The organism is Bradyrhizobium sp. Ce-3, from assembly GCF_022835695.1.
Taxonomy (GTDB): domain Bacteria; phylum Pseudomonadota; class Alphaproteobacteria; order Rhizobiales; family Xanthobacteraceae; genus Bradyrhizobium.
Map to the genome: position 1 here is coordinate 842,864 of NZ_BQUV01000001.1, position 16,787 is coordinate 859,650.

At 67.0% G+C, this 16,787-nt stretch carries 9 protein-coding genes; 6 read left to right on the forward strand and 3 right to left on the reverse strand.

Annotated features, from left to right (window positions below; all coding sequences use genetic code 11):
• Positions 1 to 63: 63 nt before the first annotated feature.
• From BRSPCE3_RS03935 to BRSPCE3_RS03960, 6 genes are all read left to right on the forward strand, one after another.
• Entirely contained in the window at positions 64 to 540 is a 477-nt protein-coding gene (locus tag BRSPCE3_RS03935) for a formate dehydrogenase subunit gamma (RefSeq protein ID WP_244064347.1), read from the forward strand.
• Positions 537 to 2,093: an NADH-ubiquinone oxidoreductase-F iron-sulfur binding region domain-containing protein gene (locus tag BRSPCE3_RS03940; protein WP_244064348.1), complete on the forward strand. Its 1,557-nt coding sequence runs from the start codon at positions 537 to 539 to the stop codon at positions 2,091 to 2,093. The genes BRSPCE3_RS03935 and BRSPCE3_RS03940 overlap by 4 nt, the downstream gene beginning before the upstream one ends.
• 13 nt (positions 2,094 to 2,106) lie before the next feature.
• The gene (gene fdhF, locus BRSPCE3_RS03945) at positions 2,107 to 4,998 is read left to right on the forward strand and encodes a formate dehydrogenase subunit alpha (protein ID WP_244064349.1); all 2,892 of its coding nucleotides are present in this window, start codon (positions 2,107 to 2,109) and stop codon (positions 4,996 to 4,998) included.
• Between the two features lie 2 nt (positions 4,999 to 5,000).
• Positions 5,001 to 5,837 (forward strand): formate dehydrogenase accessory sulfurtransferase FdhD, encoded by an 837-nt coding sequence (gene fdhD / locus BRSPCE3_RS03950; protein WP_244064350.1) that lies wholly within the window; start codon positions 5,001 to 5,003, stop codon positions 5,835 to 5,837.
• A complete protein-coding gene (locus tag BRSPCE3_RS03955) occupies positions 5,821 to 6,042 on the forward strand; it encodes a formate dehydrogenase subunit delta (RefSeq protein WP_244064351.1) in 222 nt (73 codons plus the stop codon). Before fdhD ends, BRSPCE3_RS03955 begins: the two co-directional genes overlap by 17 nt.
• A gap of 454 nt (positions 6,043 to 6,496) precedes the next feature.
• Positions 6,497 to 11,500 carry an autotransporter domain-containing protein gene (locus BRSPCE3_RS03960; RefSeq protein ID WP_244064352.1) on the forward strand — a complete coding sequence of 1,668 codons (5,004 nt, stop codon included), beginning with the start codon at positions 6,497 to 6,499 and terminating at the stop codon, positions 11,498 to 11,500.
• Between the two features lie 185 nt (positions 11,501 to 11,685).
• Here the strand turns inward: BRSPCE3_RS03960 and BRSPCE3_RS03965 are convergent, their stop codons facing one another.
• The 3 genes from BRSPCE3_RS03965 to BRSPCE3_RS03975 are packed head-to-tail and all read right to left on the reverse strand — an operon-like array spanning position 11,686 to position 16,758.
• Complete coding sequence (locus BRSPCE3_RS03965) at positions 11,686 to 14,643, reverse strand: bifunctional [glutamine synthetase] adenylyltransferase/[glutamine synthetase]-adenylyl-L-tyrosine phosphorylase (RefSeq protein ID WP_244064353.1); 2,958 nt, start codon at positions 14,641 to 14,643, stop codon at positions 11,686 to 11,688.
• A complete protein-coding gene (locus tag BRSPCE3_RS03970; RefSeq protein ID WP_244064354.1) occupies positions 14,640 to 16,094 on the reverse strand; it encodes a HAMP domain-containing sensor histidine kinase in 1,455 nt (484 codons plus the stop codon). The genes BRSPCE3_RS03965 and BRSPCE3_RS03970 overlap by 4 nt, the downstream gene beginning before the upstream one ends.
• Complete coding sequence (locus BRSPCE3_RS03975; RefSeq protein WP_244064951.1) at positions 16,078 to 16,758, reverse strand: response regulator transcription factor; 681 nt, start codon at positions 16,756 to 16,758, stop codon at positions 16,078 to 16,080. The genes BRSPCE3_RS03970 and BRSPCE3_RS03975 overlap by 17 nt, the downstream gene beginning before the upstream one ends.
• Between the last annotated feature and the right edge of the window lie 29 nt (positions 16,759 to 16,787).

Below are 16,787 nucleotides of genomic sequence, written 5' to 3' on the forward strand. Positions count from 1 at the left end.
TTGATGTTTCGAACGATTCCAACTCTGATGTGCGAAGCAAAAAATGGATCGTGAGAAGCGCGGATGACGGTGGGATACGAACCTTGGGACACGGCGCGCGGCGCTGAAATCATCGCCGAGCATGCCGGGCTTGAAGGCGCCACGCTGGTGATCCTGCACGCGCTGCAGGAAGCCTTCGGCTACGTGCCGGAGCCCGCGATCCCGATGGTGGCGGAGGCGCTCAATCTGTCGCGCGCCGAGGTGCACGGGGTGTTCACCTTCTATCATGACTTCCGCAAGCAACCGGCCGGACGCCACGTCCTCAAGCTGTGCCGCGCCGAGGCCTGCCAGGCCGCCGGCGGCGATCGGCTGGCGGCGCGCGCCGAGGCCAAGCTCGGCGTTGCGCTGGGGAATACCACGGCAGACGAGCGCGTCACGCTGGAGCCGATCTACTGCCTCGGGCTGTGCGCCACCGCACCCTCGGCGATGCTGGATGGCCGCGTAGTCGGCCGGCTCGACGAGGCGCGGATCGATGCGCTGGTTGCGGAGGCACAGCGATGACGATGCGAATCTACGTCCCCCGCGATGCCGCGGCCGTCGCCGTCGGCGCCGACGATGTCGCCCTCGCCTTCGCGCAGGCTGCGGCGGCGCGTGGCGCGGCGATCGAGATCGTCAGGAATGGCTCGCGCGGGCTGTGCTGGCTGGAGCCGATGGTCGAGCTTTCGACCGGGCAAGGCCGTATCGCTTTCGGCCCGGTGACGCCGGCCGACGTCCCGTCACTGCTCGATGCGATGGCCGGCAACGGCGAGCACGCGCTGCGGCTTGGTGTCACAGACGAGATTCCCTGGCTGAAGCGCCAGACCCGGCTGACCTTCGTCCGCTGCGGCGTGGTCGATCCGCGCTCGGTCGACGACTACCGCGCCCATGGCGGCTACCGAGGCCTGGAGCGCGCGCTGACGCTGAGCTCCGACCAGGTACTTGCCGACGTCACCACGTCGGGCCTGCGCGGCCGCGGCGGCGCCGGCTTCCCGACCGGCATCAAGTGGAAGACCGTGGCGCAGGCCAGCGCCGACCGCAAATACATCGTCTGCAACGCCGACGAAGGCGACAGCGGCACCTTCGCCGACCGCATGATCATGGAAGGCGACCCCTTCGTCGTGATCGAGGGCATGACGATCGCGGGCATCACGGTCGGCGCCACCAAGGGCTACATCTACATCCGCTCGGAATATCCGCATGCGGTCGAGGCGATGAACGCGGCGATCGTGGCGGCCCGGCGCGCCGGCTTCCTCGGCAAGCGGATCGGCGGCTCTACGCATGAATTCGACATCGAGGTACGGGTCGGCGCCGGCGCCTATGTCTGCGGCGAAGAGACCTCGCTGCTGGAGAGTCTCGAGGGACGCCGCGGCATCGTGCGGGCCAAGCCGCCACTGCCGGCGCACAAAGGCCTGTTCGGCCGCCCCAGCGTGATCAACAACGTACTGTCGTTCGCGGCAATCCCCTTCATCCTCGACAACGGCGCCAAGGCCTATGCCGATTTCGGCATGGGACGCTCGCGCGGCACGATGCCGATCCAGCTTGCCGGCAACATCAGACATGGCGGGCTGTTCGAGACCGCATTCGGCGTCACGCTCGGCGAGCTCGTCGACGAGATCGGCGGCGGCACCTTCACCGGACGCGAGGTGCGCGCGGTGCAGGTCGGCGGCCCGCTCGGGGCGTATTTCCCCCGCGCGCTGTTCGACACGCCGTTCGACTACGAGGCGTTCGCCGCGCGCGACGGCCTGATCGGCCATGGCGGCATCGTGGTGTTCGACGACACCGTCGACATGGTCAAGCAGGCGCGCTTCGCGATGGAGTTCTGCGCGGTCGAATCCTGCGGCAAGTGCACGCCGTGCCGGATCGGCTCGACCCGCGGCGTGGAGACCATCAACAAGATCATCAACGGCGAGCGCGTCGCGGAAAACCTCGCCGTGATCGAAGACCTCTGCAACACCATGAAATTCGGCTCGCTGTGCGCGCTCGGCGGCTTCACGCCCTACCCCGTGATGAGCGCACTGAAACACTTCCGGGAAGATTTCGGTCCCGCACCGGCCCGGCTGCAGGCCGCGGAATAGCAAGGAAATCACGATGTCGCTGATCCAGGAAACCGATTTCGGCACGCCCAAGTCCAAGTCCGAGACGATGGTCACGCTGACCATCGACGGCAATCAGATCACAGTGCCCGAGGGCACCTCGATCATGCGCGCGGCGATGGAGGCCGGCACCCAGATCCCGAAACTGTGCGCGACCGACATGGTGGACGCCTTCGGCTCCTGCCGGCTCTGCCTCGTCGAGATCGATGGCCGCGCCGGCACGCCCGCCTCCTGCACCACGCCTGTCATGCCCGGCCTCGTCGTGCACACCCAGAGCGAGCGGCTGAAGAAGCTGCGCAAGGGCGTGATGGAGCTCTACATCTCCGATCATCCGCTGGACTGCCTGACCTGTGCGGCAAACGGCGACTGCGAATTGCAGGACATGGCGGGCGCGGTCGGCCTGCGCGACGTGCGCTACGGCTATGAGGGCGAGAACCACGTCTTCGCCAAGACTCCTAACAATACGGCGCACGGCTGCGAAAACGATAACTGGATGCCGAAGGACGAATCCAATCCGTACTTCACCTACGATCCCTCGAAGTGCATCGTCTGCTCGCGCTGCGTCCGCGCCTGCGAGGAAGTGCAAGGCACTTTCGCGCTGACCATCTCCGGCCGCGGCTTCGACAGCCGCGTCTCGCCCGGCATGAACGAGAGCTTCCTCGGCTCCGAATGCGTGTCCTGCGGCGCCTGCGTGCAGGCCTGCCCGACCGCGACGCTGACCGAGAAGTCGGTGATCGAGATCGGCCAGCCCGAACACTCGGTGGTCACCACCTGCGCCTATTGCGGCGTCGGCTGCGCCTTCAAGGCCGAGATGCGCGGCGAGGAAGTGGTTCGCATGGTGCCGTGGAAGGACGGCAAGGCCAATCGCGGCCATTCCTGCGTCAAGGGCCGCTTCGCCTGGGGCTACACCACCCACAAGGAGCGTATCCTGAAGCCGATGATCCGTGAACGGATCGAGGATCCCTGGCAGGAAGTGTCGTGGGACGAGGCGTTCAACTTCGCCGCCGCGAAGTTCAAGGGCATCCAGCAGAAATACGGCCGCGACGCGGTCGGCGGCATCACCTCGTCACGCTGCACCAACGAAGAGACCTATCTGGTGCAGAAGCTGATCCGCGGCGGCTTCGGCAACAACAACGTCGATACCTGCGCGCGCGTCTGCCATTCGCCGACCGGCTACGGCCTGTCGCAGACCTTCGGCACCTCGGCCGGCACGCAGGATTTCGACTCGGTGGAAGACACCGACGTCGTGATGATCATCGGCGCCAACCCGGCCTCCGCTCACCCGGTGTTCGCCTCGCGGCTGAAGAAGCGGCTGCGCCAGGGCGCCAGGCTGATCGTGCTCGATCCGCGCCGCACCGAGATGGTGGAATCGCCGCACGTCAAGGCGCTGCATCTGCCGCTGATGCCCGGCACCAACGTCGCGGTGGTCACGGCGCTGGCGCATGTCATCGTCACCGAAGGGCTCGTCAACGAGAGCTTCGTGCGCGAGCGCTGCGACTGGAGCGAGTTCGAGGAATGGGCGGCCTTCGTCGCCCAGGAGCAATACAGCCCCGAAGCGACCGCGATCATGACCGGCGTCGATCCGAAGGATCTGCGCGAGGCGGCGCGGATCTACGCAACCGGCGGCAACGGCGCGATCTATTACGGGCTCGGCGTCACCGAGCACAGCCAGGGCTCGACCACGGTGATCGCGATCGCCAATCTCGCGATGGTCACCGGCAATATCGGCCGGCCCGGCGTCGGCGTGAACCCGCTGCGCGGCCAGAACAACGTGCAGGGCTCCTGCGACATGGGCTCGTTCCCGCACGAGCTGCCCGGCTATCGCCATATCTCGGGCGACGCCGTGCGCGAGCAGTTCGAGGCGATGTGGAACGTCAAGCTCAACAAGGAACCGGGCCTGCGCATCCCCAACATGTTCGATGCCGCGATCGAAGGCACCTTCATGGGGCTCTACGTGCAGGGTGAGGACATCCTGCAATCCGATCCGAACACCAAGCATGTGGTGGCGGCGCTGTCGGCGATGGAATGCGTGATCGTCCACGATCTCTTCCTGAACGAGACCGCAAACTACGCCCACGTCTTCCTGCCCGGCTCGACCTTCCTGGAAAAGGACGGCACCTTCACCAATGCCGAGCGCCGCATCCAGCGCGTCCGCAAGGTGATGACGCCGCGCAACGGCTATGCCGACTGGGAAGTGACGATCCTGCTCGCCAAGGCGATGGGCTTCGAGATGAACTACAGCCATCCGTCCGAGATCATGGACGAAATCGCAGCGCTGACGCCGACCTTCACCGGCGTCTCCTACGCCAGGCTGGAAGAGCTCGGCTCGGTGCAGTGGCCCTGCAACGAGAAGGCGCCCGAGGGCACCCCGATCATGCATATCGGCGGCTTCGTGCGCGGCAAGGGCAAGTTCATCATCACCGAATATGTCGCGACCGACGAGCGCACCGGTCCGCGCTACCCGCTGCTGCTCACCACCGGCCGCATCCTCAGCCAGTACAATGTCGGTGCGCAGACCCGCCGCACCGAGAACGTGGTCTGGCACGCCGAGGACCGGCTCGAGATCCATCCGCACGACGCCGAGCTGCGCGGCGTACGCGACGGCGACTGGGTGCGGCTCAAGAGCCGCGCCGGCGAGACGACGCTGCGCGCCGAGATCACCGACCGCGTGGCGCCGGGCGTGGTCTACACCACGTTCCACCACCCGGACACCCAGGCCAACGTCATCACCACCGATTTCTCGGACTGGGCGACCAACTGTCCGGAGTATAAGGTGACGGCCGTACAGATCTCGCCGTCGAACGGTCCGTCCGACTGGCAGAAGGCCTATGACGAACAGGCCCGCCATTCGCGCCGCATCGCGCCGGTGGTGGAAGCCGCGGAGTAACGATGCGCGAGCCGGTCCATAAGGCTATCCGGAAGGTCTGGCGCGATGGCGTCTTCAGCGACGGCGCGCGCCTGATCCCGGAGGAGACGCCGCTGGCGCTGACCTATAATGGCGGCACCTACGCCGTGATGATGGGCTCGCCCGAGGATCTCGGCGACTTCGCGGTCGGCTTCAGCCTGAGCGAAGGCATCGTGCAATCGGCCGACGAGATCGAGACGCTGGACATCGTCGAGCTCGATGACGGCATCGAGCTGCGGATGTGGCTCAAGCCCGACAGGGCGGAGCGGATCGCCGAACGGCGGCGCAACATCGCCGGCCCGACCGGCTGCGGCCTGTGCGGGCTCGATTCGATCAGCGAGGCGGTGCGGCCGGCAGCGGTGGTGCACGCGGGCCGCGTGTTCCCCCCGCGCGAGATCATGGCCGCGGTGGCGGCGGTGGCGCCGCTGCAGGAAATCAACCACCAGACCCGCGCCGTGCACGCCGCAGCGTTCTGGACCGCCACGCGCGGCATCGTCGCGCTGCGCGAGGACGTCGGCCGTCACAACGCGCTGGACAAGCTCGCCGGCGCGCTCGCCCGCGACAGGGTGGTCGCGAGCGAAGGCATGGTGCTGCTGACCAGCCGCGTCTCGGTCGAGATGGTGCAGAAGACCGCCGCGATCGGCGCGCCGCTGATTGCTGCGGTGTCGGCGCCGACCGCGCTTGCGGTGCGGATGGCGGATGCCGCCGGCATTACGCTCGCCGCGATCGCGCGCGCCGATGGATTTGAAATCTTTACGCATCCGGAACGCGTCACAGGCGCGGTGCCCGGCAAGGAGTCCGCTTATGTCGTCGTCGCCTGACAAACTGGTCTATATGGCGAACCAGATCGGAAAATTCTTCCACAGCCAGGGCCACGACCGCGCCGTGCAGGGCATTTCGGAGCACATCTGGAAGTTCTGGGATCCGCGGATGCGCAAGCAGATCTTCGCCCATCTCGACGCCGGCGGCGCCGGCCTCGATGCTGACGTGCTCGACGCCCTGCAGAAGCTGAAGCAGCAGGCTTAGCGAGCGAGGCACGTCCTCAAGCGACGCAAATTCGGCACGCGCCGACGTGACAATAGTTTGACGCGCCGGACCGATGTGGCCATCGGCAACGTGTGATCTATTGGCCACGTCCTGGATTATTCACGATTGTAAAAACCTGGATCAATTCCATTCCGGGGAGCTTTGGGAAATAGTCGGCTCGCTGCTTTAGCAGCCGGACTCATTCTGTCGGCGATCGGCGGAATCGACGCCGCCGACATGCCCGTATTTGAAATGAACTGCAATATTTCGAGTTCACCAGATTTTTGCGCCGGAAATTTGGGGACTCGGAATGCGTGTCGTTCGCACGGTCGGCTTCACATCATCATCGCTTCGCGCGCGCGATCGTGCGCTCCATCACCGAGGTTCACCTGCTTCAGCCACACCGGGGCACACCGGTAGCGGCAGGCTTCGCCTGCTCCTGGCGTCGGCTTCGATGCTGGCGCTGCTGGCCGGTTCGGTCCCCGCTTTGGCGCAATCGGCGGGTGGAACAGGCGGGGTCAGCAGCACCGGCGAGGCCGGCGGAACCGGCGGTGTCTTTGGAACGCCGGGCGGCAACGGCACCCAGGGGACCAACCCCGGGAATAGCGGTGCCGGCGGTGGCGGCGGTGGTGCGGGGGCTGCGGGCGGTGCCGGCGGCGGCGATAGCTCTGGCGGTGGCGGCGGCGCCGCCGGCGCCGCCAACGGCGGCAACGGTGGCAGCGCGACAGGCCCCTTCAGCGGTGGCGGCGGCGGTGGCGGCGGTTCGATCGGCCAGGTGATACCGGCCAACGGGAGCCAAAGCGGATTGAACGCCACCGGCGGCTTCGGCGGTGGGGGCGGTGATGGTGCTCCTGATGGTGGCGGCGGCGGTGGCGGTGGTGCCGGCGGCTCCGGCGTCGTCCTCCAAAGCGGCGCCATAAACGTCACCATCACGGGCCAGACCGGCGCCAATACCATTCAAGGCGGCAATGGCGGTACGGGCGGCGCGGGCGCCTCTGGTGGCGCTGGTAGTGGCGCCGGCGGCAATGGCGGCGATGGCGCCGCCGGCATATCGATTCAAGGCAACGGCACGTCCATCATCCTCGGCGGCGGTCCGAACGCGACCAGTGTGACCGGCGGGACGGGCGGGAACGGCGGCGGCTCCCCTGGCACCTTCGGCGCGAACGGCAAGGGTGGCGCGGGCATCGAGGCGCTCGGAACCGGGGTCAGCATCGTCCTGAACGCCAATACCACGGTGACGGGCGGCTCTGCGCCCGGCGGCGCGCAGGCCAACGCGATTACCTTCTCGGGTGGCTCCAACACGCTGACGCTCAACGGCGGCACGCTCAGCGGCAATATCGGCAACAATGGCGGCGGCAGTATCAATTTCAATCAAACGACGGCCCAGACGCTGAGCAATGCCATCACCGGCAATGGCAGCGTCATCAACAGCGGCACCGGCACGCTGACGCTGACGGGTGTCAACAGCTTCACCGGCGGCCTCACTGTCAGCGCCGGCATCGTTGCCTTGGGCGCGGGCGGCAGCCTCGCGGCGACCGGCGCGGTGGCCCTCACCGCCGCGGGCGCCGGATTCGATATCTCCACAGGAGGCAATCAGACCATCGGTTCGTTGAGCGGCGTGGCAGGCAGCAGTGTTGCGCTTGGCGCCAATACGCTGACGCTGGGCGGCGCCACCATTACGACTTTCGGCGGCACGATCGGCGGAACCGGCGGCCTGGTCAAGAACGGTGCCGGCACGCAGATCCTGACTGGCGCCAACACCTTCACGGGCGGCCTCACGATCAACGCCGGCACCGTTGCCCTGGGCGCGGGCGGCAGCCTCGCGGCGACCGGCGCGGTGAACCTCACCGGCCCCGGCGCAGATCTGGATATCTCCGCCGCGTCGGGCAATCAGCGCATCGGCACGTTGGCCGGCGGAGCAGGCACCTCGGTGCAGCTTGGCGCCAATACGCTGACCTTGGGCGGCGCCGGCAACACGATTTTCGGCGGCACGATCAGCGGAACCGGCGGCCTAGTCAAGAACGGTACCGGCACGCAGACCCTGACCGGCGCCAACGCCTTCACCGGCGGCGTCACGATCAACGCCGGCACGTTCGCCTTGGGCGCGGGCGGCGCGATCGGGGCAGGCAACGCGGTGAACCTCGCCGGCAGCGGCGCCGGCTTCGATATCTCCGCAGGGAGTAATCAGACCATCGGTTCGCTGAGCGGCGTGGCAGGCAGCACGGTGAACCTTGGCGCCAATACGTTGACGCTGGGCGGCAACAGCAATTCCAGTTTCGCCGGCTCGATCAGCGGGACCGGCGGTCTGGTCAAGAACGGCTCGGGAATCCAGACCCTGGGCGGCGCCAGCAGTTTCGGCGGCGGTGTTGCCCTGAATGCCGGCGGCCTGCTGGTCGGCAACAACACTGCGCTCGGCACGGGCGTGCTGCACGTGAACGGCAATACGTCGCTGGATGGCACCACGTCAGTGAGCCTCGGCAACAACATCAACCTGGGCGCTGCGCTGACCTTGCTCGGCGGACAAGCCGTTACATTGGGCGGTGTGATCTCGGGGACGGGAGGATTGGTCAAGGATGGCGCCGCTACCTTGACCTTGAATGGCGCCAACAACTTCTCCGGCGGTGTTGCGCTCAATGCAGGCGGCCTGCTGCTCGGCAACAACACTGCGCTCGGCACAGGCGCGCTGAGCGTGAACGGCAATGCGACGTTGGACGGCACCGCCGCCGTGACCCTCGCTAACAATATCAACCTGAACGCGTCGCTGACCTTGCTCGGCGGGCAAGCCGTCACACTGGGCGGCGTGATTTCGGGAACGGGTGGATTGATCAAGGATGGAGCCGCCACCTTGACCCTGACGGGCGCCGACACCTTCTCCGGCGGCCTCACGATCAACGCCGGCAAAGTTGCCTTGGGCGAGGGTGGCAGCCTCGCGGCAAGCAGCGCGGTGAACCTTGCCGGCGTCGGCGCCGGCTTCGATATCTCCGCAGGCAGCAGCCAGACCATCGGTTCGTTGAGCGGCATCGCAGGCACCACGGTCGCGCTCGGCACCAATACATTGACGCTCGGCGGTATCGGCGATCACGTCTTCGACGGCTCGATCTCCGGACCCGGCGGCCTGATCAAGAACGGCTCCGGCACGCAGACCTTGAGCGGCAACAACACCTTCAGCGGCGGTGTTGTGCTGAATGCAGGCGGTCTGCTGCTCGGCTCCAGTACCGCGCTCGGCACAGGTGCGCTGACCGTCAACGGCAATGCGACGCTGGATGGCGTCGTGCCCCTGACCAACCTCGCCAACAATATCGTGCTGAATGGGAGCGCCTCGCTGGATTTGCTCGGCGGGCAAGCCGTGACACTTGGCGGTGTGATTTCCGGGACGGGTGGACTGATCAAGGACGGCGCCGCCACCTTGACGCTGAATGGCGTCAACAGCTTCACCGGCGCCACCACCATCAATGCCGGCACGCTGGAGATCGGCAGCGGCGGTTCGATCACGCACAGCGCATCGCTGACGAACTCGGCCAACTTCAAGGTCGATGCCGGTGGTTCGGCCACCTTCGGATCGGTCACCAACAACGCGGGCGGCACGATCACCAACAGCGGCACGATCACCGACGATCTCACCAACGCCGGCACCGTCACCAACAATGGCACCTATATAGCCAACGTCGCCAGCAATACCGGGACCATCACCAATAATTCGATCTGGACCGGCACCATCATCACGTCGGGCGCGTTCATCAACAGCGCGGGTGCGACAGTGTCCGGGCTCGTCACCAACAGCGGCACCGGCAGCAACGCCGGCACGTTGAGCGGCGGCCTCACCAACACCGCCGGCACTTTCAACAATACCGGCACGATCGGCGGCACCACCACGGTCTCGGGCGGCACGCTGCTCGGCACCGGTTCGACCGGGCCGCTGAACATCACGAATGGCGGCACTTTCGCGCCGGGCAACGGCACGCCGGGCACATCGGCAACGGTGAACGGCAGCCTCGCCCTCGCGTCGGGTGCATTCTATCTGGTCGGGCTCAACCCGACGACCGCATCATTCGCCAATGTGTCGGGCACCGCGACGCTCGGCGGCGCCTCGGTGCTGGCGCTGTTCTCGTCCGGCAGCTACGTCTCCAAGCAGTACACCATCCTGAACGCGACCGGCGGGGTCAGCGGCACGTTCAACACGCTGGCCAACACCAATCTGCCGGCGGGCTTCACCTCGACGCTCAGCTACGACGCAACCCACGCCTACCTCAATCTCGCGCTGAACCTGACGCCTTCGGGGCCGACCAACAACGGCATCAACACCAACCAGCGCAACGTCGCCGCCGCCGTCGTCAATTTCTTCAACGCCAACGGCTCCATCCCGATCGCCTTCGGCATGTTGACGCCGGCAGGATTGACGCAAGCCTCGGGCGAGCTGGCGACCGCTACGCAGCAGACCACCTTCGATGCCATGAACCAGTTCATGGGCGTGATGACCGACCCGTTCACCGCCGGTCGCGGCGATGCCGGAATGGCGGGCGGCAGCGCACCGACGGGCTATGCCTCCACACAGGCGACCGGCGCCGCGCGCGACGCCTACGCCATGTTCACCAAGGCGCCTCCGGCCGCGCCCTTCGAGCAGCGCTGGAATGTGTGGGCGGCCGGCTTCGGCGGCTCGCAGCATACCGACGGCAATGCGGCGCTCGGCTCCAACAACACCACCAGCAGCGTCTACGGCACGGCGGTTGGCGCCGATTACTGGATCTCGCCCACGACGGTCGCAGGCTTTGCGCTCGCCGGCGGCGGCACCAATTTCAGCGTCGACAACAGCGGCTCCGGCCGCTCCGATCTGTTCCAGGCCGGCGCGTTCATCCGGCATGCAATCGGGCCGGCCTACATCTCGGCCGCATTGGCCTACGGCTGGCAGGACATCACCACCAATCGCACGGTGACGGTGGCCGGCGTCGACCAATTGCAGGCAAGGTTCAACGCCAATGCGTTCTCGGGACGGCTCGAAAGCGGCTATCGCTTTGCCACGCCGTGGATGGGGTTCACGCCCTATGCGGCCGCGCAGGTCACGACCTTCGATCTGCCGGCCTATGCCGAAAGCGCGCTCGCAGGCTCCAGCAATTTCGCGCTGACCTATGGCGCCAAGGATGTCACGGACACCCGCAGCGAACTCGGCATCCGCACCGACAAATCCTTCGTCGTGCCGAACGGCATTCTGACGCTGCGCGGCCGCCTGGCCTGGGCGCACGATTACAATCCGGATCGCGCGATCGCCGCAACCTTCCAGGCGCTGCCGGGTGCGAGCTTCGTCGTCAACGGCGCAGCGCAGGCGTCCGACTCGGCACTGACCACCGCATCAATCGAGATGAAGTGGATGAACGGCTGGTCGGCGGCGGCGACTTTCGACGGCGAGTTTTCCAACGTCACCAGTTCCTACGCCGGCAAGGGCGTCGTGCGGTATCAGTGGTGAGTTGAATTCCGCTATCGGCCAGACCGGCCAGCTCCCTCACCGTCACCCTGAGGAGCGCATAGCGCGTCTCGAAGGGTCGACGGCCCGGATGGTGGCCGTGCATCCTTCGAGACGCGCTGCGCGCTCCTCCAGCGACAGCGGCAAAGCCGTTGCGCGGGGATGACGGATCCAACATCGCAACTCCCCTACCCCACGATCGCGTTGAACACCCGCCGCACTTCGCTCTGGATCTCACGCAGGCGGGCTTCGAGGGCGGAGAAGTCCGGCGTATCGCCGGCCCGCGCCATCACGCGCAGCAGATCTTCGCCCGCGGTCTCCGGATTGAACTTGCCGGTGACGCAGAGCCGCAGGATCTGCGTCAGATCGTGATAGAGCCGCGCCGCCGAGCGCAGGATCTCGGCCTCGGACTGGCCGAGCAGGCCGAGCTTGGCGGCATTGTCGAGCACCTGCAGCGTGGAGACGCTGAGGATCTCCGGCTTCACTGACGCGTGCGCGAGCTGGAGATATTGCGCGATGAAATCGATGTCGACGAGCCCGCCGGCGGCGAGCTTGAGGTCCCAAACGTCGTCCTCGCCCTTCTCCAGCGCGATCGCGCGCCGCATGTCGGCGACGTCGGCCGCGGTCGACGCCGCATCGCGCGGCCGGGTCAGCACGCTGCGGATGATCGCCTCGATCTTCGCGCGGAACTCCGGCGACGACGAGATCACGCGGGCGCGCGTCAGCGCCATGTGCTCCCAGGTCCAGGCTTCGCGCTCCTGATAGTCGGCAAATGAATCGATCCGCGAGGCGACCGGACCGGCACGGCCGGACGGACGCAGCCGCATGTCAACCTCGTAGAGCACGCCGTAATTGGTCCGGGTCGTGAAGGCGCTGATCAGGCGCTGGGTGAAGCGGGCGAAATACTGCGCGCCGTGCAGCGAGCGCTCGCCGTCGGAATCCGGCGCCTCGCTGTCGAAGTCGTAGAGCGTGATCAGATCGAGGTCGGAGGACGCCGTCATCTCGCGGCTGCCGAGCCGGCCCATCGCGACGATCGCAGTCTCCTGCCCCTTGATGCGGCCATATTGCGCGGCGAACTGGTCGGTGACGAGGCCGTGCACGGTGTGCACGATGCCCTCGGCAACATCGGCAAACGCCGTGCTGGCGTGCTGCGCCGACACCGTGCCGGACAGGATCCGCGTGCCGATCAGGAACAGGCTCTCCTGGCCGAACAGCCGCAGACGATCGAGGAAGTCCTCATAGGACGACGCATCCTGCAGCGTGGTGGCGAGCCGCTCCGACAGCTCCTTCTTGTCCGGCATGGCGCCGAAAAAGCGCGGGTCGACCAGGCCGTCCATGATCTGCGGCTGCCGCGCCAGCATGTCGCCGAGCCGCGGCGCGGCGCCGAGGATCAGCGCCACCAGCGCGACGAAATCGCGGTTCTGGCTGAGCAGCGAGATCAGCCGCCCGCCCCGCTGCAGCGCGCCGAGGAAACGGTCGAACGCCGCCACCGCATCGTCAGGCTCCTCGGCATCGGCGAGGCCGTCGATCAGGCCGGGAATGAATTCGAGGAACGCCGCCCGCGTCGCCTCGACGCGCAGCGCGCGATAATCGCCTTCGATCCACTGCTGCACGGTGCCGGCGACCATCACCGGCTTCTTGAAGCCGAGGCTGGCGAGATGCTCGATCAGGCGGCCGTCCTCGGGCCCGGCGCCGTAGTCGACGTCCGGCTGCTTCGCGCTGCCGGTCGGATCGTCGCCCTCGAACAGCTTGCCGTAATGGTTCTGCACGATCTTGAGCTGGCCGAGCAGATCCCTGGCGAAGGCCTCGCGATTCTCATAGCCGAAGAAATGCGCGAAGCGCTCGACGTCCTCGGGCGCTTCGGGCAGCGAATGGGTCTGCTCGTCGGCGATCATCTGCAGCCGGTGCTCGACCCGGCGCAGGAATTCGTAGGCCGTGGTCAGCTCGTCGCGCGCCTCAAAGGTGATCCAGTTGCTGTCGGCAAGCACGTTGAGCGCCTCCAGCGTCGGCCGCACCCGCAATTCCGGATGGCGGCCGCCGGCGATCAGCTGCTGGGTCTGGGCGAAGAACTCGATCTCGCGGATGCCGCCGCGGCCGACCTTGACGTTGTGGCCCTCGACCGAGATCTCGCTCTGGCCGCGGTAGGTCTGCATCTGCCGCTTCATGTCGTGGACGTCGGCAAGCGCGGCGAAGTCCAGATGCTTGCGCCAGACGAACGGCGCGAGCTCGCCGATCAGCGCCTCGCCGGCCCTGGGATCGCCGGCGCAGGGCCGCGCCTTGATCATCGCGGCGCGCTCCCAGGTGCGTCCCTCGCGCTCGTAATAATGCAAGGCCGCGTCGGTGGAGATCGCGACCTGGGTCGAGGCCGGGTCCGGCCGCAGCCGGAGATCGACCCGGAACACATAGCCGTCGCCCGAGCGCTGCTGCAGCATCCGCGCCATCGCCTGGGTGACGCGGACGAAGAACGGCTGCGGCTCGATGTCCTCGGCGAGCGAGGTCGCCGTGCGATCGAAGAACACGATCAGGTCGATGTCGCTGGAATAGTTCAGCTCGCCCGCGCCCATCTTGCCCATCGCCAGCACGATCAGGCCTGAGCCGATCTCGGGATGTTCGGGGTCGGCGGCGGTCATCCGGCCGCGCGCGATTTCCTGCCGCAACAGAAAGCGCAGCGCTGATTGCACCGAGGTCACGGCGATGTCGGTCAGTGCCGCGGTCACCCGCATCACCGGCCAGACACCGCCGATGTCGCACAGCGCGATCATCAGCGCGGCCTCCGCCTTCATGCGGCGAAGCAGAACCATCACGTCGGCCTCGCTGCCGGCGGCCAGCACGTCGCGCGAGGTCGTCTCGATCAGGCCGGCCAGATGCTGTTCCGGGTCGCATGACAGGATCCGGATCAGCCGCGCAGTGTCGGCGCGCGCGAGCTCGAACAGATAGGGCGAGAACTCGGCGATGCCGCGCAGGATGTCCCGTGCGTATGGATGCTCCAGCAACGCATTGAGCGTCGCCGATTGCGCCGGCTCGAGCTCGGCGAACCAGTCGGTCAGGCGCTGATCGGCGGATATGGAAGCGGCGACACGCGGTCCGTCCGCGAACCGCGCGGCCAGATGGTGTCGATCCGCGTTTCCCGGCGCGGCGGCATTCATGCCGCCTTCTGTGGCACATCCTGCGTTTGAGCCGCAAGCCTGTCACTGCCGCCGGCCCGCGCCGGCAGCACCAAGGTCGCCACCAACCCCGGATGGGCGTCGCCGAGCCTGAGTTCGCCGCCATGGAGCGTGGCGACCGCCGAGGCCAGGCTGAGGCCGAGACCGGAACCGGGTAAGGTGCGGCTCGCCTCGAGCCGGACGAAGCGTTCCACCGCGTGCTTGCGGTCGCCCTCGGGGATACCAGGACCATGGTCGGTGACGCTGAGCAGCACCTGATCGCCCTCGCGCCGCGCCTCGATCAGGATCTCGCGCGCATCGGCCCTCAGCGGCTCCACGGCCGCATCGGGCTTGCCATATTTGATGGCATTCTCGACCAGGTTGGCGACCGCCTGGCTGATCAATTCGCGGTTGCCGTGAACAGGCGCCGGCGCGGTCTTGACCTGCAGCGTCATGCCGTCGTCCTCGGCCAGCGGCTCGTACAGTTCGTGGATGCCATTGGCGACGTCGGCGCCGTCGAAATCGTCCATGTTGCCGCGCGCCTGGCCCGACTCGGCACGCGCGATCATCAACAGCGCGTTGAAGGTGCGGATCAAGCCGTCGGACTCTTCGATGGTCCGCTCCAGCGCCGCGCGGTAGTCGGCCTCGCTGCCGGAGCGCGCCAAGGCCTCCTCGGCGCGGTTGCGCAGCCGCGTCAGCGGGGTCTTGAGGTCGTGGGCGATGTTGTCGGAGACCTCCTTCAGCCCCGTCATCAGCGCCTCGATCCGCTCCAGCATGGCGTTGAGATTTTCCGCGAGACGGTCGAGCTCGTCGCCGCTGCGGCCGACCGGCAGCCGGCCGGACAGATCGCCGGCCATGATGCGCTTGGTGGTGCCGGTCATGGCGTCGATCCGGCGCAGCACGCGGCGCGCGACGAAGATGCCGCCGCCGATGCCGAGCACGACGACGACGAGGATCGACCATTGCGCCGCCTTGGCGACGATGCCGAACAGCCGCCGCCGCTCCTCGAGGTCGCGCCCGACCAGCAGGCGGAAACCGTTGTCCATCTCGGTGACCCGGACCAGCGCGCGGTGGTCGGTCTTGTCCTGATCGTCGAACCGGCGATAGGCGGTCTCGCTCCAGCCCTGGACGCTCATCACCCCAGGCGCCAGCGAGCCGACATTGCCGGCCAGCGCCTGCCCGTTCGGCGCCGTCAGGAGATAGAGGTTGGCGCCCGGCCGCAGCGCACGATTGCCCATCGTGGTCAGCAGGCCGTGCAGGCCGCGGCGGTTATAGATCGCGGTGATCTCGTTGATCTCGACGTTGACGGTCGTGGTGATCTGCTCGGTGATCAGCCGCCGCGTGTTCCAGGCGAAGTAAGCCAGCAACGAGGCGGCAAACAGCGCGAACAGGAACAGATAGACCAGCGTCAGCCGAAACGCCGTGGTCCGGATCAGTTTACCGAATGCCGTCACGGATCATATACCCCGCGCCGCGGATGGTATGCAGCAGCGGCCGCTCAAAACCCTTGTCGATCTTGGAGCGCAGCCGCGAGATGTGGACGTCGATCACGTTGGTCTGCGGATCGAAATGATAGTCCCAGACGTTCTCCAGCAGCATGGTGCGCGTCACCACCTGGCCTGCATGCTTCATCAGATATTCGAGCAGGCGGAACTCGCGCGGCTGCAAGGTCAGCTCATCCTTGCCGCGGGCGACGCGATGCGACAGCCGATCAAGCTCGAGGTCGCCGACCTTGTAGGTGGTCTCCTCGGCCGGCCCGACGTTGCGCCGCGACAGCACCTCGACGCGCGCCAGCAGCTCGGCGAACGAATAGGGTTTCGGCAGATAGTCGTCGCCGCCGGCGCGCAGGCCCTTGATGCGGTCGTCGACCTGGCCGAGCGCCGAGAGGATCAGCACCGGCGTCCGGTTGCCCTTGTCGCGCAGCATGCCGATCAGCGACAGGCCGTCCCGCTTCGGCAGCATGCGATCCACCACCAGCACGTCGTAGTCGCCGGTCTCCGCCATCGACAGGCCCTCCTCACCGTCGGAGGCGAGATCGGCGATATAGCCGACTTCACGGAACGCCTTGACCAGATAGTCGGCTGACTCGCGGTCGTCTTCGATGATCAGGATGCGCATTTGCGGAGCGGTTGCGGTCACGGGAATGG